This window comes from Pseudomonas sp. BCA17, assembly GCF_004519405.1.
Lineage (GTDB): Bacteria > Pseudomonadota > Gammaproteobacteria > Pseudomonadales > Pseudomonadaceae > Aquipseudomonas.
In genome coordinates, this window is the sequence record NZ_SGWI01000001.1 from 1,357,921 (window position 1) to 1,379,142 (window position 21,222).

Consider the following 21,222-nt stretch of genomic DNA (forward strand, 5'->3'; position numbering starts at 1 on the left):
TGCAGCCGTTGCATGAGCAGCCGTTGAAAAAGAGGGGAAGCCAATGGCTTCCCCTCTTTCGTATCCAGCTCCTAGACTGAACCCAACTGCCCCTTTGCTGTGAGAGCCCCATGAGAAACGATGACTTGGACCTGCGCGCAGATCGCGATGAACTGGACGACTACACCCCACCGCGCACACCGCGCGCCAAGCAGCAGAAGAGCCTCGTACTGCAAGTAGCGCTGGGGGTGTTTTTGGGTGGGCTGGCATTGTGGTTGGTGCAACTGGGCGCCACGGCGCTGATGGCAAAGCTGGCCATGGGCACGCTGCAGTTCGGCGGCTGATGAAATCGAAGTGCCAGTCAGTTAAGGAAGAGCATAGTTATTGTGGCGAGGGAGCTTGCTCCGGCGGGGTCGCGAAGCGGTCCCAGCTTGGGGCTTGAAAAGGCTGGGCCTGCTACGCAGTCCAACGGGAGCAAGCTCCCTCGCCACAGGCAAGCTCCCAGGTTACTCGTTGTCCGCTCTATCGCTTAACTGACTGGCATCAGTGGCTCCCACATTGATCTATAAAATTTCTAGCCCGCGCTCTTCCAGCAGTCTTACGAAGCTGTTCAAACTCTGCGACACCGTGCCCCTGCGCCAGATCAACCACGTGTGCAAAATGCGGAAGTTGTCCGCCAATGGCCATACACTCACCGCCGCAGACCCCGGCATGCTTTCCAGCATGCTACGCGGCATCAATGCCAGGCCGGCCCCGGCGCTCACGCAAGCGAGCATGCCGTGGTAAGACTCGATCTCGAAGATCTTGCCCGGCACCGCGCCATCCTGGGAGAACCAGCGCTCGAAGTGATGCCGGTAGGAGCAGTTCGAGCGAAACGTGTAGATGCTCTCCCCGTTCACATCCCGCCCCCGGTTGATCGGCGCGTGGTGCAGCGGCGCAATCACCACCATCTCCTCCTCGAACACCGGCACGCCTTCCAGCGTGGCGTGCAATACCGGCCCGTCGACAAATGCCGCGGTCAGCCGGCCCGACAACACCCCCTCGATCATCGTGCCCGACGGCCCGGTGCTCAGGTCCAGCTCGACCTTGGTGTGTTTCTGGTTGTACGCCGCCAGCAACGCCGGGATACGCACCGCCGCCGTACTTTCCAGCGATCCGAGGGCAAACGTGCCCTGGGGCTCCTCTCCCGCTACGGTCGCCCGGGCCTCCTGGACCAAGTCGAGAATGCGCCGCGCATAGCCGAGGAAATTCCAACCGGCCGGTGACAGGCGCAGACGGCTTTTCTCACGGATAAACAACTCGACGCCCAGGTCCTGCTCCAGTTGCTTGATGCGCGTGGTCAGGTTCGACGGTACGCGGTGAATCAACTGCGCGGCGGCGCTGATGCTGCCCTGCTCGGCAACGGCCTTGAAGATTTCCAGCTGCACGAGATCCAAATCTTTCTCCAAACGTGAACGTATTGCTTAATATTATTCAGTTTCCAGAAAACGTACAGCCCCGTACGCTGAACCCATCCCACTCATTCAGCAGGACGGTGCCATGAACGCGACGACCCACGCCCTCTCGATCAACCCGGCCAATGGCGAGACGGTCGGCAGCTATCCCTACGAAACCGAACAGCAACTGGACGCCGCCCTCGACCGCTCCACCAACGCTTTTCGTACCTGGCGCCGCCAGCCGGTCAGCCAGCGTGCCGAGTTGCTGCTGGCACTGGCGGCGGCCCTGCGCGAACAAGCCGAAGCCATGGCGCAAATGATCACCTTGGAAATGGGCAAACCCATCGCCCAGGCGCGTGCTGAAATCGAAAAATGCGCCCAGCTCAGCCAATGGTACGCGGCCCACGGCCCCGCCATGCTCGCCCCGGAACCGACCCTCGTCGACAACGGCAGCGCCCAGATCGAATACCGCCCATTGGGCCCGATCTTCGCCGTGATGCCGTGGAACTTCCCGGTGTGGCAGGTACTGCGTGGCGCCGTACCGACCTTGCTGGCCGGCAACACCTATGTGCTCAAACACGCGCCGAACGTCATGGGCAGTGCCTACCTGATCCAGCAAGCGTTGCAGAAAGCCGGCTTCGCCGAAGGCATTTTTGAAGTGGTCAACGTGACGAACGCCGGTGTATCCAAGGCCATCGCCGATCCTCGCATCGCCGCCGTGACCCTCACCGGCAGCGTGCGGGCCGGTATCGCCATCGGCTCCCAGGCAGGTGCGGCACTGAAAAAATGCGTGCTGGAACTGGGCGGCTCCGACCCGTTCATCGTACTCAACGACGCCGACCTCGACGCCGCCGTGCAGGCCGCCGTGATTGGCCGCTTCCAGAACAGCGGCCAAGTCTGCGCCGCCGCCAAGCGCCTGATCATCGAAGAAGGCGTAGTAGAAGCTTTTACTACCAAATTCGTCGAAGCCAGTCGCAAACTGGTGATGGGCGATCCGACCTCGCCCCATACCTACGTCGGCCCGATGGCACGCTTTGACCTGCGCGACGAGTTGCACGGCCAGGTGCAGGCCACCCTGGAAGAAGGCGCGACCCTGCTGCTGGGCGGTAACAAAGTCGCCGGTGCAGGCAACTACTATGAGCCGACCGTATTGGCGAACGTCACCGACCAGATGACCTCATTCAAACAGGAACTGTTCGGCCCCGTGGCCTCGATCATCACCGCCCGCGATGCCGACCACGCGGTGGCTCTGGCCAACGACAGTGAATTCGGCCTGACCGCGAGCATCTTCACCACCGATGCGGCAAAGGCACGCGATATCGCCAATCAGCTGGAAACCGGCGGCATCTTCGTCAACGCGTTCAGCGTCTCCGACCCTCGGGTGGCGTTTGGTGGTGTGAAAAAGAGTGGTTTCGGACGCGAGTTGTCGCACTTCGGCGTGCGGGAATTCTGCAACGCGCAGACGGTATGGCTGGATCGCAAGTAAACCCAGCCCTACCGGTGGCGAGGGAGCCTGTTCGCGTTGGGCTGCACAGGCGCACCTGAAACAGCCTCAACTGCGGATATGCCGACGCACGCACTGCACCAGCCCATCCAGCGCCTGGGACTTCACCGGCGCCAGCACGCAGACCGTGTGTTCGCGCTGGCCCTCGGTCACAGTCAGGGTGTAATGCACCTGGCCCGGGTTGCCGGGCGCAGGTGCGGTGTTTTGCGGCAACTGAAAGAAGTCTGAGGCCTCGATCAACTGCCGCAATTCCTGCTGGTCCTGCTCAGGCAACGTGTCCAGTTCCACCGTGCACGGTTTGGCCAGGCCTGGGAAAAAACCAGGCCCGCCGTTTTCCTTGATCGAAATTTGCATGGCCACTCCTCACATCAGACAGAAATACCGACTGCTTTCCAGCCCTCCTTGACCGCCTTCTGCTCATCCTTGTTCGCGCCGTAGAGGCGGCCCGCGACATCATAAGTAATGCGCGCAAAGCGCAGGAACCCCGAATTAGGCCGCAGCCGCGCATCACGCAACGCGTCGTACCAGATGCGCCCCGCCCGCTCCCAGGCGAACCCACCCAACCTTGTCGCCACCTGATAGAACGCATGGTTGGGAATGCCGGAATTGATATGCACCCCACCATTGTCCTCGTAGGTCTGAACAAAATCATCCATGTGTCCGGGTTGAGGGTCCTTACCCAACAATTTGTCGTCAAAGGCGGTGCCGGGCGCTTTCATCGAGCGCAGTGCAGTGCCTTTGATCTTTTTAGTGAACAGCCCTTTGCCGATCAACCAATCGGCGTCTTCGGCCTTTTGCTTCAACGCGTATTGCTTGATCAGTGAGCCGAACACGTCCGACAACGACTCATTCAATGCCCCGGATTGATTGAAATACATCAACTTGGCCTCGTCCTCGGTGACGCCATGGGCCAACTCATGGCCAATCACGTCAAGAGCCACCGTGAACCGGTTGAACAACTGGCCATCCCCATCACCAAACACCATCTGGGTCGAGTTCCAGAACGCATTGTTATAGTTCTGGCCAAAATGAACGGTAGCGTCCAACGCCATGCCGGCATCATCGATGGAGTTGCGGTCGAAGACCTGGTCGAAAAAATCGAAGGTGGCGCCCAGGCCATCATAGGCTTCGTCCACCGCCGCATCACCACTCACGGGCTGCCCTTCGCCACGGATCAGCTTTCCTGGCAGGCTGTCGGTGCCCTCGGCGCTGTAGATCGAACGCTGTTTCTCTGCCCCCATGGCCAAGGCCAGGCGTGCCGGCCCTTTAGCGGGCACCGCGACCATGCGCAGCGAGCGGAATGTGCTGTCTTTGGCGCGGGTACGCAGCGCGACATCCCGCTGCGCCTTGTCACCGTTGCGGGCGATCTGGTCGAGCATATAGGGGGGAATCAAGCAAAAAATAGGGTTACGCACAGAGTGATCACACATTGACTGGCTCCTTGTTGGCGTGTGGTGAACGTCCGGGTAGCCGTTTCAGGATAGCTCCCAGGGGTTAACGCGTGTCATCAATTGTCATTAACCTATGTTGCAGTCGTGTTTATCCATGGAGGACTTACCGATGCCCGCACGTAAAGCCAAGATCGACCTTTCGTACCGCCCACGGCTCGCCGACCTGCGCCCGTTGATCGCGCCGAACCCCACGCTACTGGAGGCGCGGGCGGCGACGCCCCGCGTGACCTCCGCCAACGACCTGAAGGACCGGCACGGCTACGCTGAAGATTTTCTCGGCAGCTTCATCGTGCCCTGGCCCACGGTGGTGGAAGCCCTCGCCAGTGACGTACAGACGCTGGAAAGTGGCGACCAGCGGCTGGACTACACGCATTTCTCGATAACGATGTCACGCTCAAAGCGGCTCGCGCTTTATGTCGGGGTTAACATCGACGGCGGCCAGCACGTAGACATTGTTCGCAGCAACGATACTTGGGCCTACGACGGCCGCCTGCCCATTGATGCACAGGTGGGCGAAGCGCTCTACGCCAATAATGGCCTCGATCGCGGCCACCTGGTCCGTCGACAAGACCCCAATTGGGGTGACGTGGCGCAAACCGCCAACCTCGACACCTTTCATTTCACCAATTGCTCGCCGCAGATGAGCGGGTTCAATCAGAAGACCTGGCTGGAACTCGAAGACTACATTCTGGACAACACACAACGCTGGAAGGCCAGGGCCACGGTGTTTACCGGCCCGGTGTATGCCGACGACGACCGTATGTACCGGGGTGTTCAGATCCCCAAGGCCTTCTGGAAAGTGGTCGCCTACCTCAGCGACGACGGCAAGCCCTCAGCCAGCGCCTACATGATCGACCAGACCCGCGAACTGGGTCAGCTCGACCTGGTGTTCGGCCAACTCCGGACCTACCAGCGCAGCGTGGCCCAGATAGAGCGCCTGACCGGCATCCGCTTCGCCAACCTGGCCGACTACGACGGTTTCAGCAACGAAGAGCGCGCCACCGGCACGCGGATCGAAGCGCTGATCCAGGGTCCTGAGGACATTCGTCTCTGAGCGGGCACGCCTTGGGCTATTTCGCCTCGCTCTAATCAACTACCATACCGCGCCGGTTCCCAAACGGGACTAATAGGGAATCCGAAGCGCGGTATACCCGCGTCAATCGGAACTGCCCCCGCAACTGTAGGTGCTGAGCCTGCTCCTTGATGCCACTGGACCTCGTCCGGGAAGGCCGGGGCGTGGCGACGACGCATCAGTCAGGAGACCTGCCGGCCCAAGCTCAATCACTAACCGGCGGGGTGTCCGGGAAGGACATTCTTGCCTGGCGCTTCCACGGCGCTCGAGGGTGTATTTCCGAACCGTGCCTCCCCAGTTCCACGTACGGTTCACTCGGAGATCGCCCCATGCTGCCACGCGTTACCGCCCTGCTCACCGGCATTGGCTTCTGTGCCCTGGCCCACGCCGCGCCCACCCACTACCCGCTGACGGTGCAAAACTGCGGCAGCACCCTCACCTTTCAGCAAGCGCCTGCGCGCAGCGTGACCATCGGCCAGGCCGCCACCGAAATGCTGTATGCCTTGGGCGTGGGCGATAAAGTGGTGGGCACCTCGCTGTGGTTCAACAGCGTATTGGCGCAGTACAAGGCACAGAACGATCGCATCGAGCGCCTGGCTAACAACGAGCCGAGCTTCGAAGCCGTGATCGCCAAACGCCCGCAACTGGTGGCCGCCGAACTGGAATGGGTGGTCGGCCCGCAAGGCGTGGTCGGCACCCGCGAGCAATTCCATGAACTGAAGATCCCCACCTACCTGCTGCCCTCCGACTGCGAAGGCAAGGACAACCTGGTGGGCGCCGACGGTACACGGCTGGAGCCGTTCCGCATCGAGACCATTTATAAGAGCATCAGCCAACTCGCCGAAATCTTCGACGTACAGGCGCGTGGCCAACAGCTGAACGATGAGCTCAAGGCGCGCCTGGCCAAATCCGTCGCCACTGCACAAAGCAAGGCCCTCAAACAGGCCAGCGCCTTGGTGTGGTTCTCCAGCGCCGAGATGGCCAGCGATCCCTACGTGGCCGGTCACAAGGGCGTTCCGCAGTTCATGCTGGAAACCCTGGGCCTGTCCAACGTGGTGCAGTCCGATGAAGAGTGGCCCGCGGTCGGCTGGGAAACCATTGCCAAGGCCAACCCGACCTTCCTGGTGATCGCACGCATGGACCGCCGCCGCTACCCGGCCGACGATCATGAAAAGAAGCTCGCCTTCCTGCGCAGCGACCCAGTGACCCGTAACATGGACGCGGTGAAAAACAACCGCATCATCATTATTGATGCCCTGGCCCTGCAGGCCAGCCTGCGCACGTTCGATGGCCTGGAACAATTGGCCGGCGCCATCGACGGCTACGACCTGCCGAAATGATCCGCACCTTGCTCGCCCTCATCCTGCTCCTGCTCGCGATCCTCGCCGGCGTGGCCATCGGTGAAACCGCCATCGAACCGCAGGTGGTGTTGCAGGTGCTCGCCAACAAACTGTGGGCGGCCGGCTACGTACTGGACCCGATCGATGAAGGCGTGGTGTGGAACTACCGCTTGACCCGCGCCCTGGTCGCTGCCGCCTGTGGTGCGGGGCTGGCGACTTGCGGAGTGATTTTACAGTCCTTGCTGCGTAACCCGTTGGCCGATCCGTACCTGCTGGGCATCAGCGCCGGCGCCTCGACCGGTGCAGTCCTGGTGGCCCTGATCGGCGTGGGCGGTGGCTTGATTTCACTGTCGGCGGGTGCATTTGTCGGCGCCATGGCCGCGTTTGCCCTGGTGATCCTGCTGGCGCGCGCCAGCGGTTCGGCCACCGGTACCGGGCAGATCATCCTCGCGGGCATTGCCGGTTCGCAGCTGTTCAATGCCCTCACCGCCTTCCTGATCACCAAATCGGCCAGTTCCGAACAGGCCCGGGGCATCCTGTTCTGGTTGCTGGGTAACCTCAGTGGCGTACGTTGGCCCTCGGTATGGCTGGCAGTGCCTGTGGCAGTTCTGGGTCTGGCGGTTTGCCTGTGGCATCGCCGCGCACTGGATGCGTTTACCTTCGGCACCGATTCGGCGGCGTCCCTCGGCATCCCGGTGCGTCGCGTGCAGTTTGTGCTGGTGGGCTGTGCGGCGCTGGTCACGGCAGTGATGGTGTCGATTGTCGGCTCCATCGGCTTTGTCGGGCTGGTGATTCCCCACGCCGTACGCCTGTTGCTCGGCACCGGGCACTCGCGCTTGTTGCCGGCCAGTGCGCTGGGTGGCGCGCTGTTTCTGATCGCCGCCGACGTGCTGTCGCGGACCTTGATCAAAGGCCAGGTGATCCCGGTGGGCGTGGTCACGGCACTGGTCGGTGCACCGGTGTTTGCGCTGATCCTGATCGGTCGGAGAAATGCGCGATGAGTGTGCTGAGCTGCAAAGACCTGGGCTTCAAGGTGCGTGATGCCGAGTTACTGCACGGCATTCATCTTGACGTTCAGTTGGGCGAAACCCTGGGCATCGTCGGGCCGAACGGCTCCGGCAAATCCACCTTGCTCAAACTGCTTGCCGGTCTGCGCACACCGGCCAGCGGCGAAGTACGCTTGGGCGGTCAACGCCTGAATGAACTGTCGCGCCGCGCCATCGCACAACAGCTGGCAGTGGTGGAGCAACAGGCCGATACCGACGACGCGATCCGCGTGTTCGACGCCGTGGCCCTCGGGCGCACGCCGTGGCTGTCGGCACTGAGCCCATGGTCGAGTGAAGATCACGCCATCGTCAACCAGGCGCTGCACGACGTGGACGCCACCCATCTTGGCCAGCGTGCCTGGCGCAGTCTCTCGGGCGGTGAACGCCAACGCGTACACATCGCCCGCGCCCTGGCACAGCGCCCGCAGATTCTGTTGTTGGATGAACCCACCAACCACCTGGACATCCAGCATCAACTGAGCATTTTGAAAGGTGTGCAAGCGCTGCCGGTGACCACGCTGATTGCCCTCCATGACCTGAACCAGGCGCTGACCTGTGATCGCCTGGCCGTGCTGGACCGCGGGCGCCTGGTAGCGCTGGGCAAGCCGCTGGACGTGCTGACGCCACAACGCTTGCAAGACACCTTCGGCGTACAGGCGCATTACCTGACAGACCCGTTTGATGGGGCACAGATACTGCGGCTACGCCCACATTGACTGACAAAACATCATCGGCAGCGGTGGCGCTGCCGAATGATCAGGCGTTACCTATCCGGTTCACTATCCATTGCCGAGCGTAACCGAGCACGCCCCGCGCCATGCTCACGGGAAAATGAATAACCCCATGGGCCGCCTCCGGCAACAGATGCGCCTCAGCCCTCGGCCAGCGCTCAGCGATCAACAGCGTGTCATCTTTCAGCGGGTCCAGTTCCCCCACGAACATCAACGCCGGCGGCAAGCCGTCGAAGTCGCCATAGAGGGGTGACAACGGCGGCTGCCGACGCTGCTCATCGCTCAAGCCCGGGGTCAACATGCGCAGCGCCTCGACCATGCCCGGCCCATCGAGCAACAAGGTGTCCGCTCCTGCCGCGCGCACGCTTGGTGCGCCGGCCAGGTCATAAACGCCGTAATACAACACCGCCCCGCTCACCCGCTGGAGCAACTGCGGCCACTGCTTCAATGCGAGCAAGGTCGCCGCGGCCAAATGACCGCCAGCCGATTCGCCGACGACAATCACCGGCAAGCCGGCAAACTCATCGGTGGTAAGCAGCCAGCGGGCGGCCGCCAGGCAGTCATCCATCAGCCCTTCGACGGGCGTGTCGATCGCCAGCCGATAATCCACCGACACCACCGCCACGTCGCAGGCGTTGACCATGCCCAGGTTGAGGTCGTCATCCATCTGCGCATTGCCGATCACCCAGCCGCCGCCGTGGATATCCAGCACCACTCCCTTGGGCTGAACACTCGGACGCAGGATACGCACGGGCACTGAGTCGACAGTTGTACATTGCGCCGGTGGCGCCTTTTTGATCTTTTGCCCCGCCCGCAACAACGCTTGAATCAAACGTGGTGTGACCCGGTTGCGGATTTTAAAGCGTGGCATCCAGGCGAGTTTCTGGTTGAAACGGCGCATCTCGGCCAGTTCAGGCTCACTGGCGGGCCACAGTTTATGGGCCATCAACGATTATTCCGCAGGATCGAGAAGTTCAGCGCCGCCGCCACACACAGCCAGGCCAGATAAGGGAACAGCATCAAACCGGTGATCAGGTCCAGGCGCACGGCCAACACCACCATCGCCGCCACGGTCACCCACAGCACCGCGATAATCACCATCCCGGCAAGAATGCGATGGGCGCCGAAGAACACCGGCGTCCACAACGTATTCAACGCAATCTGTGCCGCCCACAAGGCCAGCACCACTTGGCTGCCGGGGATGAGGCTGAGGCGATAACCGGCCCAGGCCAGCAAGAGATAGATGATGGTCCACGCCACCGGGAACAGCCAATTGGGTGGCGTGAAGCTGGGTTTGACGAGGGATTCATACCAGGCGCCTGGCTTGAAGAGCAGGCCGGTACTGGCAGCGGCGACGCAGGCAAGCAGGAAGATGAAAAAGGTCATGGTCGGTCCTTGGCTGAGCATTTCATGCTTGGACGTGCCGCACACCGGTAAAAGTTCACTGCCAGTATCGTGCAAGCATTACCGCCACACTCACGCTAGGCCGGCTCCACAATCCTCAACCAAGGCCACCGTGCCTGATAACTACCGGCCTTGCGCGCAAACAACTCCCGCTCCGGATGCACGGGGTTGATGCGCAGCACCCCCTGCTCCACATCCTCCAGACCATAGGGCGCATACACCTCGCCCGTCGCAATCTCCAGGCTGATACACGTGCCCGCCACCAGGTAACGATCAATCCCCTGCTTGGCCGTGTGCAACTGCGGATAAGGCCGGCCGAACCGCTGACCGTACCAAAGGTGAACCCGCGCCTGGTTCTTCACCTCGACGTTTACGCCCAAATCCTGGAACAGCACCTCGGCCGAACGGATCACCCTGTCCTCAGCCTCGTAGGACAGGTCCGTATCGAAGTAGAAGACGTCGTAGTCCTTCACGCCCTGATCAGCAGGCCAATTCGACTGGTGGTTCCACACCGCCTGGAACAGGCAGCCCGCCGTAAGGAAGCACTGGTCCACCCCGAGGTCAGGCAGGCGCGCAGTGATTTCGGCGTTGATAGGGTTGGCCATGGCCAGGTCGAGCAGGGTTTCGGCGGTTAATGTCATGTGCACTCCTTTGCTACAAAACCAGACGGCTACCTTCAGTTGCCCCCAGGATGGATATCCGCATATTGAACGGGGCAATGAGCAGCAGTAACGCGGCGACAACTTTTAGCATAAGCATTTCATCCTGAAATCTGCGTTGACCGCTGAAAATCAGCCCTTCAACTCCCCCGCACGATGAGTTGCCGCATCATCGTAAATCACATAGAGCGACTCGGCGATCTGGCTTTTTATCGCTTTGGTAGCCTCGAGGCCCAGCACAAAACCTTCGGCCTTGCCGCCGGCACGGTTGAGTTCTTCCTGGGTGGAAGCGCCGGTGATAGCGTCGAAAAGCTTGGTAGCGTGGGGACCTACGCCTTTAGGGAGGGAAATCTGATCGATAGACATGGGCGATACCTTGCAAGAGAGAAATCGGTAGCGCGTGGAACCACTGCCGGGGTGGCATGGTAGACCTGTTTCGGCAGAAAGGTGGGCACATTTCCACTCGGTCAATTGAAGATAATGATCCTCGACCAGTGGCTACATTCCTTTGCGTTTGATCCCCTGGAAAGTCAACGGCACGCGTGTGCCATGGGACGAGAGCACGTTGTGCAATGGGGCGGTAATTGCTGACGCCGTGAGCGTGCAGGATCGTTCAAGCCGGCTGATCGTGCTTTCGATACCGTGATGCCTCTTACTACTGGAGGATCCACCATGGCGCAGGCACAGCATTCGGCACACCCCGTCAATCTCGTCCATAAGGCTTCGCTCATCGATGAGCAGTGGAGTCCGCGGGTGGTGGCCGAGATGAACGACTACCAGTTCAAGGTGGTACGTATCGAGGGGGAGTTCATTTGGCATTCGCACCCGGAAACCGACGAGGCGTTTCTGGTGCTGGAGGGGACGCTGCGTATCGACCTTCCCGAAGGCCCCGTGTACGTGGCAGCGGGTGAGTTGTATGTAGTGCCCCGGGGGGTAGAGCACAGGACGGCGGCCGAGGGGGAAGCCAAGCTGATGATGATCGAACCTCGGGGCATCCTGAATACCGGGCATGAAGGCGGAGAACGCACGGCCGTGAATGACCGCTGGATCTGAAGCCGGTGCTGGCGGTTGCTGCTGCGCGAAATGCTGGGATGATGCGCAACTGAAATACGACCATTAAGCCTTTTTGGGAAGCCTTTATGCCCTTGAGCAAACGCGACGCCAGCCGCATCGAGCGCCGCCTTGTCGCCACACTCACCGATGCCTGCGAAACCGCCAAAGTCGAGATCCCGGGTTTTGAGTGGCTGACGCATACCGTCAATTACGATGCGTTTGCGCAAAGCCTGCGCATCACTTGGGTATTCGACACGCGCGCCAGCAAGGATCACGCCCTGGCCAGCGGCGTCGACCAGCGCATGCGCGAGTTGACTGCCGCTGCGCTGCACGAGGCCGAGGCCCCTGCCGTGCAGCTGGACCGCTGTGTGCGCTTTGATTCTGAAGAAGCTTGTCTCCAGGAGCATGGCGGCGATTGGCGTCTACGGCTGGCCCGGACGCGCACTGACAAGCGCGAGAGCCCACGGACTGATCCCTAGATAATGCCCATCCTGCCGCCGCGGTACGCAAATCCCGCGCAATGAAGTCGCCCGCACCCGCCGTCGTTCTCGCCGCTGCCTTGCAATGGGCCTCGCCGTGACGCTGGAATCGACGTCGAGCCAGACGCGCTATGTGAATGAGTTCACGGCGCTGGGCGTGGTGCGTTAACGTGTCGCTTCTCAACCCAGCCTCTCACGCGAGTATCAACCTTGGAACGATATGAATCGCTGGTCATCGGCCTGGGTGCCATGGGTGCCGCCACCGTGTACCAACTGGCCAAAGCCGGTGTAAAGGTCGCGGGTATCGACCGTCATCACCCGCCCCACACGCTGGGTTCAAGCCATGGCGACACGCGGATTACGCGGCTGTCGGTGGGTGAAGGCGCACAGTACGTGCCCATCGTGCGCAATTCGCACCGGATCTGGCGAGAGCTGGAAGCACGCTCGGGCGAGTCGTTGTTCGAGCAGTCGGGGTTGCTGGTGCTGACCTCCCGTGAAGATTTCGACCCCGGCGATGAAACCGACTTCACCTTGCGCACCATTGGCCTGGCGCAGACCTACGGTATCGAACACCAGATATTGGATGCCCCGCAGATTCGCCAACGTTTTCCTCAATTCGCCCACGTGGCCGACAGCGCCATCGGCTACTACGAACCGGGTGGCGGTTTCGTACGGCCCGAGCGCTGCATCGAGGTGCAACTGCGCCTGGCCGAACAACAGGGCGCGACGCTGTACACAGGCGAGACGGTGACGCACATCAGCTCGGATGAACACGGCGTGACGGTGACCACCGACCAGCGCACCTTGCAGGCCGGCAAGCTGGTAGTGAGCGCAGGCAACTGGGCGGGTGATTTGCTGGGGGCGCCATTTGACCGGCTGCTCAAGGTGTATCGGCAACAGCTGTTCTGGTTCGAGCTGGAACCGGGCGCAGCGCTGGTGGGGGCCTCACCGACCTTCATCCTCACGCATGGTCCGGGCGAGAGTCATATCAACTACGGTTTCCCGGCGTTGCCAGGCGAAGGCAGCTTGAAAGTGGCGACGGCGCAGTACCACACCGCCTCCACGCCGCAGACGCTGGATCGCACGGTCTCGCCCGCGCAGGAGCGAGAGATGTACGCGCAACAGGTACAGGGGCGTATCGCCGGACTGACGGCCAAGGTGGTCAAGTCGGCGGTGTGCGCCTACACCGTGACACCCGACCACCACTTCATCATCGACAAGCACCCGACGTTGCAGCACACCCTGGTGGTGTCGCCGTGTTCGGGGCATGGCTTCAAGCATTCAGCGGCGTTGGGCGAAGCCTTTGCGCAGTGGTGCATACGGGGCACGAGCGAGCTGGATCTGTCGTCGTTTTCGTTGCAGCGCTTCGAGGGGCAAACGTTCTGACTCAACGCCAGGGTGCCAGTGGGCACGCCCACCTCCCCCAGGGGCGTTGATCCTTATAAGTTACGTATCAACGCCCCAAAGAGATCGCCACGCGGCATTTTGCTCAACGGGATGTCGGCATTCTCGAACCATTCGCGCCCTGCCTCCGGGTGGGGGCCGCTCAGGACTACTACGCCCTTCTCATAGGTATACCGCGCCGCCGCGACATCACCGTTGCGGTAGGTCGCGATGGGTTTGTAGGGCGCGCTCGGGTCGGCCTTGGGGAAGTAAGGGCCGTCCTGGAAGAAGACGTGGTCGCGCTTGCCTTCCCACGTGACCTGCACGGCCGCGTCGGCGATGCCGGGCACTTCAAAGCCGGGCCGGCCGGCTTCGCCGTCGAGGTCCTGGGGGATCAGGCCGAGGTTGCTGTCATCCGCCAGGTACGCGCCCATGCACAACCCCAGGTAGCGTCCGCCGTTGGCGACGTAACCGCGAATCGCCTCGATGCGCGCATCGCCCAGGCTGCGCAGGGCATCGGGAATGTCCTGGCCACCGCCGGGTTGCACGTAGAGGTCGTAGCGCGCCAGGGTGTGTGGGGTGATGTCGATGGCCTCATCCGCGCCCACGTAATCAATCTGGTAATCCGGGTTGAGGCGGTGCAGCGCCTTCGCCACGTTCTCGGAACAGTCATCACAGCCCGCCGGGCCGCGGTAGATGGCGACATGGGTGATGGGCGTCGCAGCTTCGGCCGGTGAGGGCAGCAAAAGCGCGAATGCAAACAATGTGGCGGCGACAGCTCGCAGGTTCATGGCCGAGGGCTCCTGTACGGACAACCCAAAGCCTATAGCGATTGCGCCCTTCAATCCGTTAACAGTTGTAAAAGCCGCTCACATGAGGATAACTGGGGGTCGTGCCTTGTTTTCGAGAGCGTCCGCCATGTTGGAACTCGCCTCCCTCATCACTTATATCGCCGTTGTGATCGGCCTGTTTCTGATCCCCGGTCCGTCCGTGTTGCTCGTGATCACCCGCACCGTGCAGGGCGGCCGCAGAGTCGGGGTCGCCACCGGCCTGGGTGTGGCGTGCGGCGATCTGCTGCATACCCTGGGCGCAGCGCTGGGGCTGTCGGCGATTTTGATGACGTCGGCCAGCGCGTTCAACGCGGTGAAATGGGTCGGTGCGGCTTACCTGATCTACCTGGGCGTGCGTGCGTTCCTGGCCAAAACCGGCACTCAGTCGGGGCTGACATTGCCCGCAGTGACCTCACGCCAGGCGTTTTTCCAGGCCGTCGGCGCCGAGGTGCTCAACCCGAAAACCGCGATTTTCTTCCTGGCGTTCCTTCCGCAATTCGTCCACCCGGAATCCGGCTCATCGCTGGTTCAGTTCGCGGTACTGGGCCTGATTTTCTCGGTGCTCAGTGCGATATACACCAGCCTCCTCGCCCTCGCCATCCGCCCTTTGAGCCGAAGCATCAAGGGGCTTTCCAGACTGCGACGCTGGGAAGGCAAAATCATCGGCACGCTGTTTATGGGCCTGGGCATCAAAGTGGCGTTGCAGCAGCGATAAGGCTACTTTTTTACCGCCATCAGCCGGTCAAACAACAACTTCGCCACGCGCGACAGCGTCCGCCCACGCCGGGATCTCAACCCCAGCGTGCGGCTGATCGCCGGGTCGGTCAGGCGTATTTGCGAGTATCTTTTCCGGCGCTAGGATGGTTAGCAACCCGCCTCGCTTCGTTCACCTCACTTGGCAAACGCATACTCCCCACCCTGCTCCAGCGCCTTGCGATACGCAGGCCGCGCCTGGAATTTTTCCACCCACGCCGCCAGGTTCGGGTAGGCCTGCAACTTGCCCTGGGCCTTGGCGATTTCACCGATGAAACTCATCTGGATATCCGCACCGCTCAGTTCGTCGCCCAGCAGGTACGATTTATCCGCCAGCACGTCGTTCAGGTAACCCAGGTAGTTGGCCACTTCCGATTCGATCCGCGGGTGCAAAGGCGCACCGGCCTCACCGAGGCGGCCGACGTAAAGGTTGAGCATCAAGGGAAGCATGGCCGAGCCTTCGGCGAAGTGCAGCCATTGCACGTACTTGTCGTAGGTGGCGCTGGAAGGGTCCGGTTGCAGGCGGCCCTGGCCGTGGCGGCGAATCAGGTAGTCGATGATGGCGGCGGATTCGATCAGCACTTGGCCGCCATCTTCGATCACAGGGGATTTGCCCAGCGGGTGGATGGCCTTGAGCTCAGGCGGCGCGAGGTTGGTCTTCGGGTCGCGCTGATAACGCTTGATTTCATAGGGCAGGCCGAGTTCTTCGAGCAGCCACAGGATACGTTGTGAGCGTGAGTTGTTGAGGTGGTGGACGGTGATCATGGTGTGCTCCGAAGGGCCAAAGGGGTCTTGGAAAGAGACTACGCCAACGCCCGAGAGTGCCGACAATTAAATCTCTGCCGATTGTGGAAGCGTTTGGCTGATTGATGCCCACGCGGCCTGCGCCAGCCACTGAGCATAATGATTCGGGCTGTGCTTGACCCGACCAGACAACCAGGCCCGGGCGTAGCTTTCCGCCGAGCCGATGATAAGCGATAGCAAAAGTTCTGCCGGGATATGGCTGAATGCCTCAGCGCGGTTTTCGTCGCTCATCCACTCGGTCAATTGCCGATTGCGCTGTTTGTTGCGGGAGAGCAGTTCGTCCTTGTGCGGACCGTTGGCGACGGCGAAACGACTCTGGAACATAAAACGCGCCCATTCGGGTTGCGCGTCCACCCATTCCACATAACTGCGCACCAGCGCTTCCACGCCGGCCTGGGCGGTTTGCGCCTGCTTCAGGTAGCGCTCTCGCAATGCGGCCTGGTCCTCAAGCGCGGCAAAAAACAGCGCGGCGACGATGCCTTCCTTGTTGCCGAAATGGTGGTAGATGGCGCCCACGCTGGTCTCGCACCGCGCGCGAATGGTTTCGATATTCGTCGCTTCAATACCGACTTCGTTAAAGCTGGCCAGGGCCTCGCGCAGGATGCTGCGCTTGAGGTCGCTGCGCCGGCCCGGAAAGGTGCGCTCGAACAGATCAGGTGCGTGCATGAAGTGGCTCGCCAAATGTGGGGAGTCTAAAGGTACAGCGGCCGCTAGAGAAGGCATGGCTTGACACTCTTGGAATTTACGGAATATTGTTCCGTTGCAGAATATTATTCTGTAAATCTATCGAGAGGATTACCCATGAGCCAGTTTCTAAGCCTGTTCAATAGCGCAGGTCCCGCAGCGTTCAGCCAAATGGCCTGCCAGGTGGCGCCCTACTTCAGCACCATCAACCCTGAAATTGCCGAACTACGCCCTGGGCATGCCGTGGTCAACGTGCCGTTTCGCAAGGAAATCACCAACCACCTGGCCTCCGTTCATGCCATAGCCTTGTGCAATGCGGCGGAATTGGCCGGAGGGACGATGACGGACGTGTCGATCCCACAAGGCGCCAAATGGATTCCCAAGGGCATGACCGTGGAATACCTGGCAAAGGCCAAGTCGAACATTCGCGCGGTGGCGGATGGCAGTGGCATTGATTGGTCGACCGCAGGAGACAAGATCGTGCCGGTGGATATTTTCGATGAGGGCGAAGTGAAGGTGTTCACCGCGAAGATCACCATGAACGTGAAGCTCGCCTGAAGTCATGGGGGCAGGCTCGGCGATTGCCGAGCCCACGCTTATTTCAATCGTCGTGACGGCCTCAGATGGATCGCTGATTGACTCGGGATGACAGCTGCTCCGCGGATTCCTTGCGTTCTGAATAACGGTCGACCAGGTGATCCTGATGGTCACGCAGTAACAGCGTGAACTTCATCAACTCCTCCATCACATCGACAATGCGGTCGTAGTAAGGCGAGGGTTTCATCCGGTCGGTGTCGTCGAATTCCATGTAGGCCTTTGGCACCGACGACTGGTTCGCAATAGTGAACATACGCATCCAGCGACCAAGGACGCGGAGTTGGTTGACCACGTTGAATGACTGGGAACCACCGCACACCTGCATCACTGCGAGGGTTTTGCCCTGCGTGGGACGAACCGCACCAAGCGCCAATGGTATCCAGTCAATCTGCGCTTTGAATACACTCGACATCGCGCCATGGCGTTCCGGGGAGCACCAGACCTGCCCCTCCGACCATTGCATCAAATCCCGCAGTTCCTGCACCTTGGGATGCTCAACGGGGGCATCGTCCGGGAGCGGTAAGCCGGTGGGATTAAAGATCCGCGTCTCAGCCCCGAGATACTCCAGCACGCGAGCGGATTCCTCCACCACGAGACGGCTGAAGGAGCGCTTACGGGTTGATCCATAGAGAAGCAGAATACGCGGTTTGTGGGCACCAGAAGCCGCCGTGGCCACAGCGGAATCGAGCAATCCGGGATTAAGATTGGGCAGCGGGTTTGTCATGCGTCCTCCTGTTCAAAGGGTGCCGATGCGGTCAAGCTCTCGCTTGATTTCATCGCGTGTGATGCTACCGAAAGGGATGTTGAAAAACGCCTGGCAACGCTGCTCGATGCGAGCCAGCGTCGCGCTGAAGGCGGCATCGATTTGCGCTTCATTACCCTCAACGTCCGAGGGGTCTGCAAGGCCCCAATGGGACTTGATGGCCGCGCCAAAATAGACTGGACAGGATTCCCCCGCGGCCTTGTCACAGACGGTGATGACGATATCCGGAGGGCAATCCTCGAACGCATCATTGCCCTTGCTGCCAAGTCCTTTGGTCGAAATACCGGCGCGTTCCAGAGTGGTCAGACTGCGGGGGAGTACCGTCCCCTTGGGGAAACTTCCGGAACTCACGGCTTCGAAGCCCGCCGGTGCCAGATGGTTGAACAACGCTTCGGAAAGAATGCTCCGGCAGCTGTTGGCGGTACACATAAACAAAACTCGCATGGTTAGCTCCTGCCGCGCTCTATGCGGGCTTTAAAGGCTCTGGGGCGCAGTCGCCCAGTGCTGCCCACGCCTTTTGGCTACGTAAGCATGAATGTAAAAACAACAAGTACGCCCCAGATCAGATGCGCTCGATAAATTCAGCAGCAGGCAGTTTCACGGACAGGACGTCCGCCCATGTTCTGCAAACGAGCAGAGTTGATCTTGAGCCACTCCGCATTTTCCCGAAGGGTCACCTGTAAAACCTCATTGACCCACGAAGGAAGATTCGGGTTGAGGCGGTAATAGACCCATTGCCCCTGTCGGCGGTCCAGAAGCAACCCACTGCTGCGCAGCTGTGCGAGGTGCCGGCTGATCTTGGGTTGACTGTCATCCATGGCACACATCAGCTCGCAGACACAAAGCTCGCCCTGGCTGGCAATCAGCAGCGTCGCTCGGGTACGGGTCTCGTCGGCCATGCATTTGAAAAAATCGGGAGGGGCTATCATCGGGGGCACCTGTAAATACGCATAGCCGAATATACGCATATCCATATATGCACCGCAAGCATTCATCCTGAATGACTCGCAAGGCATAAGACAAACCTGGCCAGACATACTGCCGCACAAAACGTGGAAGGGGCTTGCTCCCGATAGCAGTGGGTCAGTCAACTCATATTTCGACTGATCCACCCCTATCGGGCGCAAGCCCCCTCCCACACCGACCTGCGTCGCACCTGATTTCAGCTCAGGCGGAACCGCGCGGTGTTATCACTCAGTGCCTGGCTGCCCTTGCTCAAGGTATCGGCCGCCCGGTTGACTGCCCGCGCGCCCTCGAGCAAGCGCCCTGCCGCCTGGTCCACTTGCTGGATATTGCCGCTCACTTCATCCGCCGTCGCCGCTTGCTCCTCCACCGCCGTGGCGATGTGCGCCAGGGTGTCGGTGACATGCTGCACCGCACCGGCAATCTCGCCCAGGCGTGCGCCCAACCCGGTAACGGACTCTGCGTCACTCAACGCTTGCTCGCACGCGGCGCCCATCAGGGTAACCGCCTGGCTGACGGTTGCGCGCAGGCTGTCCACGGTACCGGCGATCTGCGCCGTGGAGGCCTGGGTGCGTTGCGACAGACTGCGCACTTCATCGGCCACCACGGCAAAACCGCGGCCTTGTTCGCCGGCGCGGGCGGCTTCGATGGCGGCGTTGAGCGCCAGCAGGTTGGTCTGCTCGGCGATGCCCCGGATGGTGTCGACCACCGATTGAATCTGCTGGCCTTGCTGGTTGACCTGTTCCAAGGCGTTGGCGGTATCGGTCAGACGCTGGTTGAGCTGTTGGATGCTGGCCGTGGTGCGTTGGCTGTCGCGGCTGCTGTCTTCGGCAATGCTGCGGGTGTGCTGCGCGCTTCCAGAAGCTTGCTCGCAACTTCTGGCGACCCCCATCGAGGTGGCGGCCAGTTGGGTTGCGGCGGCGGCAATCTGGCTGATTTGGTGCTGCTGGTCTTCGACCTCGGTGAGGGTGCTGCTCGATTGTGCGTTGAGGGTCTGTACGGCCGAACCGAGTTGCTGGGTTTCATGGTTGACGCCCAGCAGACTGGTACGCAGCTGTACCACCGCCACGTTGAGCGCGGCGCTGATCAGGGCCAACTCGTCGCGCCCTTCCACTGCCACTTCAACGCACAGGTTGCCGTCGCGCAGGGACTCGGCCAGCGTGGTGATGCCACTGGCACTGCGGCGGATCGAGGCTTGCAGGCACATGAACAGGTACATGGCCGCCAACGCCAACAGGCTGAACGTCGCCGCCACCGGAATGAACTGTTTGATCGATTGCGCATGGTAGTAACCCAGGCGCGCATCCAGCGAGTGCAGCGACTGGCTGCGCAGCGCACCCAACGCACCGAGCACGGCGTCGACACTGCTGTCGAACGTGGCGGTATCGAGCTTAATGGTGCCACCGAAAACGCCCTCGTCCAGGGCCTTGAGTTGGTTATCCAGCAACTGCAGGCTGCTGTCATATTGCGCGGTCCACGGCTCAATCCCCGGATATTGCTTGGCCTTGAGCGAAGCGGCGGCTTTGACCAACTGGTCCCGGGCATCGCCGATCCGACCACGCAGGTCACGCATCTGCAAACGGCTTTGCAAGGTGAACTGCCCCGAGGCGATGGACGACTCGCCGACACTGGCAGTGCGGCCGATGCGCTCGATCAGGTCCGGGGTGTGCTGGCTGGAAATCTGCATCAGCAGGTAGGTTTCCAGCCAAGGGTCGAGGATCAGGCCGGTATCCAGGGTGATCTGTTCGCGCAGGGTTTGCATGGCGGTCAACGCGGCGGTGAAGCGGTCATAGCCATCCGGCCACCAGCCCACGGTGCGCAGGGATTGGGTGTCCATGCCCTTGACGGCGGCCTGCAACGCCTCGAAGCGCGCCAGGGTCTCGGCACTGGCGTGCTGGGCGTTGAGCACATCACCCAGGGCTTTCAGGCTTTGCAGGATCAGCGGATTAGCCGCGTCAACCTTGTCCATCGCCGCTTGGGCGGCGGGGGTCGGCGAGCGCAGGATGTCTACCGCCTTCCAGCGGGCGGCGAGGTTGCGTTGTGCAGTGAGCTGACCATCGAGCGCGTCCAGGGCCAACAACTGACGAACGCCGGACTGTTCGCTGGCGATCACCGCGAGCTTGTCGCGATAGCCTTGCCCGATCAGCCACAGGCTTCCGGCCAGGGGCAGCATGAACAGGAAGAACAAGATCTGGAACTTGCGTGCGAACCCGAAACGGCCGAGCAGGTGGATACCGGGTGATAAAAGACTGTGCATCGCCGACCACTCTCCCAAACAGCTAAGAAATGAC

The 21,222-nt window shown here is 61.2% G+C and carries 25 protein-coding genes and 1 riboswitch; of the genes, 11 read left to right on the forward strand and 14 right to left on the reverse strand.

Translation table 11 applies throughout. The features are described from left to right. Positions 1–110: 110 nt before the first annotated feature. A complete protein-coding gene (locus EXW71_RS06235; RefSeq protein ID WP_123717667.1) occupies positions 111–323 on the forward strand; it encodes a hypothetical protein in 213 nt (70 codons plus the stop codon). 219 nt (positions 324–542) lie between these two features. On the opposite strand, the gene EXW71_RS06240 is transcribed toward EXW71_RS06235, so the two are convergent. Then, positions 543–1,415: a LysR family transcriptional regulator gene (locus EXW71_RS06240; protein ID WP_134656770.1), complete on the reverse strand. Its 873-nt coding sequence runs from the start codon at positions 1,413–1,415 to the stop codon at positions 543–545. 103 nt (positions 1,416–1,518) lie between these two features. On the opposite strand from EXW71_RS06240, the gene EXW71_RS06245 reads away from it, so the two are divergent. Then, entirely contained in the window at positions 1,519–2,901 is a 1,383-nt protein-coding gene (locus EXW71_RS06245) for an aldehyde dehydrogenase family protein (RefSeq protein WP_123717665.1), read from the forward strand. 66 nt (positions 2,902–2,967) lie between these two features. On the opposite strand, the gene EXW71_RS06250 is transcribed toward EXW71_RS06245, so the two are convergent. After that, positions 2,968–3,273 carry a protealysin inhibitor emfourin gene (locus EXW71_RS06250; protein ID WP_134656771.1) on the reverse strand — a complete coding sequence of 102 codons (306 nt, stop codon included), beginning with the start codon at positions 3,271–3,273 and terminating at the stop codon, positions 2,968–2,970. Between the two features lie 14 nt (positions 3,274–3,287). Next, positions 3,288–4,349, reverse strand: coding sequence for a M4 family metallopeptidase (locus EXW71_RS06255; RefSeq protein ID WP_123717663.1), 1,062 nt, complete (start codon positions 4,347–4,349; stop codon positions 3,288–3,290). Positions 4,350–4,479: 130 nt separating this feature from the next. On the opposite strand from EXW71_RS06255, the gene EXW71_RS06260 reads away from it, so the two are divergent. From EXW71_RS06260 to EXW71_RS06275, 4 genes are all read left to right on the forward strand, one after another. After that, positions 4,480–5,424, forward strand: coding sequence for a DNA/RNA non-specific endonuclease (locus EXW71_RS06260; protein WP_134656772.1), 945 nt, complete (start codon positions 4,480–4,482; stop codon positions 5,422–5,424). 36 nt (positions 5,425–5,460) lie between these two features. Beyond that, positions 5,461–5,656, forward strand: a riboswitch (cobalamin riboswitch). Between the two features lie 115 nt (positions 5,657–5,771). After that, positions 5,772–6,782 carry an ABC transporter substrate-binding protein gene (locus EXW71_RS06265; protein ID WP_134656773.1) on the forward strand — a complete coding sequence of 337 codons (1,011 nt, stop codon included), beginning with the start codon at positions 5,772–5,774 and terminating at the stop codon, positions 6,780–6,782. Further along, positions 6,779–7,783, forward strand: a complete 1,005-nt coding sequence (locus EXW71_RS06270) for an iron ABC transporter permease (RefSeq protein ID WP_134656774.1) — start codon at positions 6,779–6,781, stop codon at positions 7,781–7,783. Before EXW71_RS06265 ends, EXW71_RS06270 begins: the two co-directional genes overlap by 4 nt. Further along, positions 7,780–8,544 (forward strand): ABC transporter ATP-binding protein, encoded by a 765-nt coding sequence (locus EXW71_RS06275; RefSeq protein WP_134656775.1) that lies wholly within the window; start codon positions 7,780–7,782, stop codon positions 8,542–8,544. The genes EXW71_RS06270 and EXW71_RS06275 overlap by 4 nt, the downstream gene beginning before the upstream one ends. 40 nt (positions 8,545–8,584) lie before the next feature. On the opposite strand, the gene EXW71_RS06280 is transcribed toward EXW71_RS06275, so the two are convergent. From EXW71_RS06280 to EXW71_RS06295, 4 genes are all read right to left on the reverse strand, one after another. Then, positions 8,585–9,505, reverse strand: a complete 921-nt coding sequence (locus tag EXW71_RS06280; RefSeq protein ID WP_134656776.1) for an alpha/beta hydrolase fold domain-containing protein — start codon at positions 9,503–9,505, stop codon at positions 8,585–8,587. Continuing rightward, positions 9,505–9,945: a TspO/MBR family protein gene (locus EXW71_RS06285; RefSeq protein WP_134656777.1), complete on the reverse strand. Its 441-nt coding sequence runs from the start codon at positions 9,943–9,945 to the stop codon at positions 9,505–9,507. The genes EXW71_RS06280 and EXW71_RS06285 overlap by 1 nt, the downstream gene beginning before the upstream one ends. Positions 9,946–10,040: 95 nt before the next feature. Next, positions 10,041–10,604 (reverse strand): nucleotidyltransferase family protein, encoded by a 564-nt coding sequence (locus EXW71_RS06290; RefSeq protein WP_134656778.1) that lies wholly within the window; start codon positions 10,602–10,604, stop codon positions 10,041–10,043. A 150-nt stretch (positions 10,605–10,754) separates the two neighbouring features. Beyond that, the gene (locus tag EXW71_RS06295; protein WP_123717655.1) at positions 10,755–10,988 is read right to left on the reverse strand and encodes a hypothetical protein; all 234 of its coding nucleotides are present in this window, start codon (positions 10,986–10,988) and stop codon (positions 10,755–10,757) included. Between the two features lie 306 nt (positions 10,989–11,294). Here EXW71_RS06295 and EXW71_RS06300 point away from each other — a divergent pair, with 306 nt between their 5' ends. The 3 genes from EXW71_RS06300 to solA all read left to right on the forward strand — a co-directional run bounded on the left by EXW71_RS06300 (position 11,295) and on the right by solA (position 13,540). Further along, positions 11,295–11,675, forward strand: a complete 381-nt coding sequence (locus EXW71_RS06300) for a cupin domain-containing protein (protein WP_123717654.1) — start codon at positions 11,295–11,297, stop codon at positions 11,673–11,675. Positions 11,676–11,761: 86 nt separating this feature from the next. After that, on the forward strand, positions 11,762–12,154 hold the full coding sequence (locus EXW71_RS06305; protein WP_134656779.1) for a hypothetical protein: 393 nt from the start codon (positions 11,762–11,764) through the stop codon (positions 12,152–12,154). A 210-nt stretch (positions 12,155–12,364) separates the two neighbouring features. Then, on the forward strand, positions 12,365–13,540 hold the full coding sequence (gene solA, locus EXW71_RS06310; protein WP_134656780.1) for an N-methyl-L-tryptophan oxidase: 1,176 nt from the start codon (positions 12,365–12,367) through the stop codon (positions 13,538–13,540). 53 nt (positions 13,541–13,593) lie between these two features. Here the strand turns inward: solA and EXW71_RS06315 are convergent, their stop codons facing one another. After that, the gene (locus EXW71_RS06315) at positions 13,594–14,328 is read right to left on the reverse strand and encodes a BPL-N domain-containing protein (RefSeq protein ID WP_134656781.1); all 735 of its coding nucleotides are present in this window, start codon (positions 14,326–14,328) and stop codon (positions 13,594–13,596) included. Positions 14,329–14,455: 127 nt separating this feature from the next. Here EXW71_RS06315 and EXW71_RS06320 point away from each other — a divergent pair, with 127 nt between their 5' ends. Further along, positions 14,456–15,082, forward strand: coding sequence for a LysE family translocator (locus tag EXW71_RS06320; RefSeq protein ID WP_134656782.1), 627 nt, complete (start codon positions 14,456–14,458; stop codon positions 15,080–15,082). A 176-nt stretch (positions 15,083–15,258) separates the two neighbouring features. Here the strand turns inward: EXW71_RS06320 and EXW71_RS06330 are convergent, their stop codons facing one another. Together EXW71_RS06330 and EXW71_RS06335 are read right to left on the reverse strand one after the other, a co-directional pair. Then, positions 15,259–15,885, reverse strand: coding sequence for a glutathione S-transferase family protein (locus EXW71_RS06330; protein WP_134656783.1), 627 nt, complete (start codon positions 15,883–15,885; stop codon positions 15,259–15,261). A gap of 66 nt (positions 15,886–15,951) precedes the next feature. Then, a complete protein-coding gene (locus tag EXW71_RS06335; RefSeq protein WP_134657862.1) occupies positions 15,952–16,590 on the reverse strand; it encodes a TetR/AcrR family transcriptional regulator in 639 nt (212 codons plus the stop codon). A 135-nt stretch (positions 16,591–16,725) separates the two neighbouring features. Here EXW71_RS06335 and EXW71_RS06340 point away from each other — a divergent pair, with 135 nt between their 5' ends. Further along, the gene (locus tag EXW71_RS06340; RefSeq protein WP_123717644.1) at positions 16,726–17,166 is read left to right on the forward strand and encodes a hotdog fold domain-containing protein; all 441 of its coding nucleotides are present in this window, start codon (positions 16,726–16,728) and stop codon (positions 17,164–17,166) included. 61 nt (positions 17,167–17,227) lie between these two features. Here EXW71_RS06340 and arsH read toward each other — a convergent pair whose 3' ends face one another. From arsH to EXW71_RS06360, 4 genes are all read right to left on the reverse strand, one after another. Then, positions 17,228–17,929: an arsenical resistance protein ArsH gene (gene arsH / locus EXW71_RS06345; RefSeq protein WP_134656784.1), complete on the reverse strand. Its 702-nt coding sequence runs from the start codon at positions 17,927–17,929 to the stop codon at positions 17,228–17,230. Positions 17,930–17,941: 12 nt separating this feature from the next. After that, complete coding sequence (locus EXW71_RS06350) at positions 17,942–18,412, reverse strand: arsenate reductase ArsC (RefSeq protein WP_134656785.1); 471 nt, start codon at positions 18,410–18,412, stop codon at positions 17,942–17,944. Positions 18,413–18,549: 137 nt separating this feature from the next. Beyond that, a complete protein-coding gene (locus EXW71_RS06355) occupies positions 18,550–18,897 on the reverse strand; it encodes a metalloregulator ArsR/SmtB family transcription factor (RefSeq protein ID WP_134657863.1) in 348 nt (115 codons plus the stop codon). A 233-nt stretch (positions 18,898–19,130) separates the two neighbouring features. After that, positions 19,131–21,188 carry a methyl-accepting chemotaxis protein gene (locus tag EXW71_RS06360; protein WP_134656786.1) on the reverse strand — a complete coding sequence of 686 codons (2,058 nt, stop codon included), beginning with the start codon at positions 21,186–21,188 and terminating at the stop codon, positions 19,131–19,133. Positions 21,189–21,222: the final 34 nt, after the last annotated feature.

What these genes read in the sequence shown, in the direction of transcription:
- EXW71_RS06235 (WP_123717667.1), top strand. Translation starts at nt 111, where the DNA reads ATGAGAAACGATGACTTGGACCTGCGCGCAGATCGCGATGAACTGGAC.
- EXW71_RS06245 (WP_123717665.1), top strand. Translation starts at nt 1,519, where the DNA reads ATGAACGCGACGACCCACGCCCTCTCGATCAACCCGGCCAATGGCGAG.
- EXW71_RS06250 (WP_134656771.1), bottom strand. Translation starts at nt 3,273, where the DNA reads ATGCAAATTTCGATCAAGGAAAACGGCGGGCCTGGTTTTTTCCCAGGC.
- EXW71_RS06255 (WP_123717663.1), bottom strand. Translation starts at nt 4,349, where the DNA reads ATGTGTGATCACTCTGTGCGTAACCCTATTTTTTGCTTGATTCCCCCC.
- EXW71_RS06260 (WP_134656772.1), top strand. Translation starts at nt 4,480, where the DNA reads ATGCCCGCACGTAAAGCCAAGATCGACCTTTCGTACCGCCCACGGCTC.
- EXW71_RS06265 (WP_134656773.1), top strand. Translation starts at nt 5,772, where the DNA reads ATGCTGCCACGCGTTACCGCCCTGCTCACCGGCATTGGCTTCTGTGCC.
- EXW71_RS06270 (WP_134656774.1), top strand. Translation starts at nt 6,779, where the DNA reads ATGATCCGCACCTTGCTCGCCCTCATCCTGCTCCTGCTCGCGATCCTC.
- EXW71_RS06275 (WP_134656775.1), top strand. Translation starts at nt 7,780, where the DNA reads ATGAGTGTGCTGAGCTGCAAAGACCTGGGCTTCAAGGTGCGTGATGCC.
- EXW71_RS06280 (WP_134656776.1), bottom strand. Translation starts at nt 9,505, where the DNA reads ATGGCCCATAAACTGTGGCCCGCCAGTGAGCCTGAACTGGCCGAGATG.
- EXW71_RS06285 (WP_134656777.1), bottom strand. Translation starts at nt 9,945, where the DNA reads ATGACCTTTTTCATCTTCCTGCTTGCCTGCGTCGCCGCTGCCAGTACC.
- EXW71_RS06290 (WP_134656778.1), bottom strand. Translation starts at nt 10,604, where the DNA reads ATGACATTAACCGCCGAAACCCTGCTCGACCTGGCCATGGCCAACCCT.
- EXW71_RS06295 (WP_123717655.1), bottom strand. Translation starts at nt 10,988, where the DNA reads ATGTCTATCGATCAGATTTCCCTCCCTAAAGGCGTAGGTCCCCACGCT.
- EXW71_RS06300 (WP_123717654.1), top strand. Translation starts at nt 11,295, where the DNA reads ATGGCGCAGGCACAGCATTCGGCACACCCCGTCAATCTCGTCCATAAG.
- EXW71_RS06305 (WP_134656779.1), top strand. Translation starts at nt 11,762, where the DNA reads ATGCCCTTGAGCAAACGCGACGCCAGCCGCATCGAGCGCCGCCTTGTC.
- EXW71_RS06315 (WP_134656781.1), bottom strand. Translation starts at nt 14,328, where the DNA reads ATGAACCTGCGAGCTGTCGCCGCCACATTGTTTGCATTCGCGCTTTTG.
- EXW71_RS06320 (WP_134656782.1), top strand. Translation starts at nt 14,456, where the DNA reads ATGTTGGAACTCGCCTCCCTCATCACTTATATCGCCGTTGTGATCGGC.
- EXW71_RS06330 (WP_134656783.1), bottom strand. Translation starts at nt 15,885, where the DNA reads ATGATCACCGTCCACCACCTCAACAACTCACGCTCACAACGTATCCTG.
- EXW71_RS06335 (WP_134657862.1), bottom strand. Translation starts at nt 16,590, where the DNA reads ATGCACGCACCTGATCTGTTCGAGCGCACCTTTCCGGGCCGGCGCAGC.
- EXW71_RS06340 (WP_123717644.1), top strand. Translation starts at nt 16,726, where the DNA reads ATGAGCCAGTTTCTAAGCCTGTTCAATAGCGCAGGTCCCGCAGCGTTC.
- arsH (WP_134656784.1), bottom strand. Translation starts at nt 17,929, where the DNA reads ATGACAAACCCGCTGCCCAATCTTAATCCCGGATTGCTCGATTCCGCT.
- EXW71_RS06350 (WP_134656785.1), bottom strand. Translation starts at nt 18,412, where the DNA reads ATGCGAGTTTTGTTTATGTGTACCGCCAACAGCTGCCGGAGCATTCTT.
- EXW71_RS06355 (WP_134657863.1), bottom strand. Translation starts at nt 18,897, where the DNA reads ATGATAGCCCCTCCCGATTTTTTCAAATGCATGGCCGACGAGACCCGT.
- EXW71_RS06360 (WP_134656786.1), bottom strand. Translation starts at nt 21,188, where the DNA reads ATGCACAGTCTTTTATCACCCGGTATCCACCTGCTCGGCCGTTTCGGG.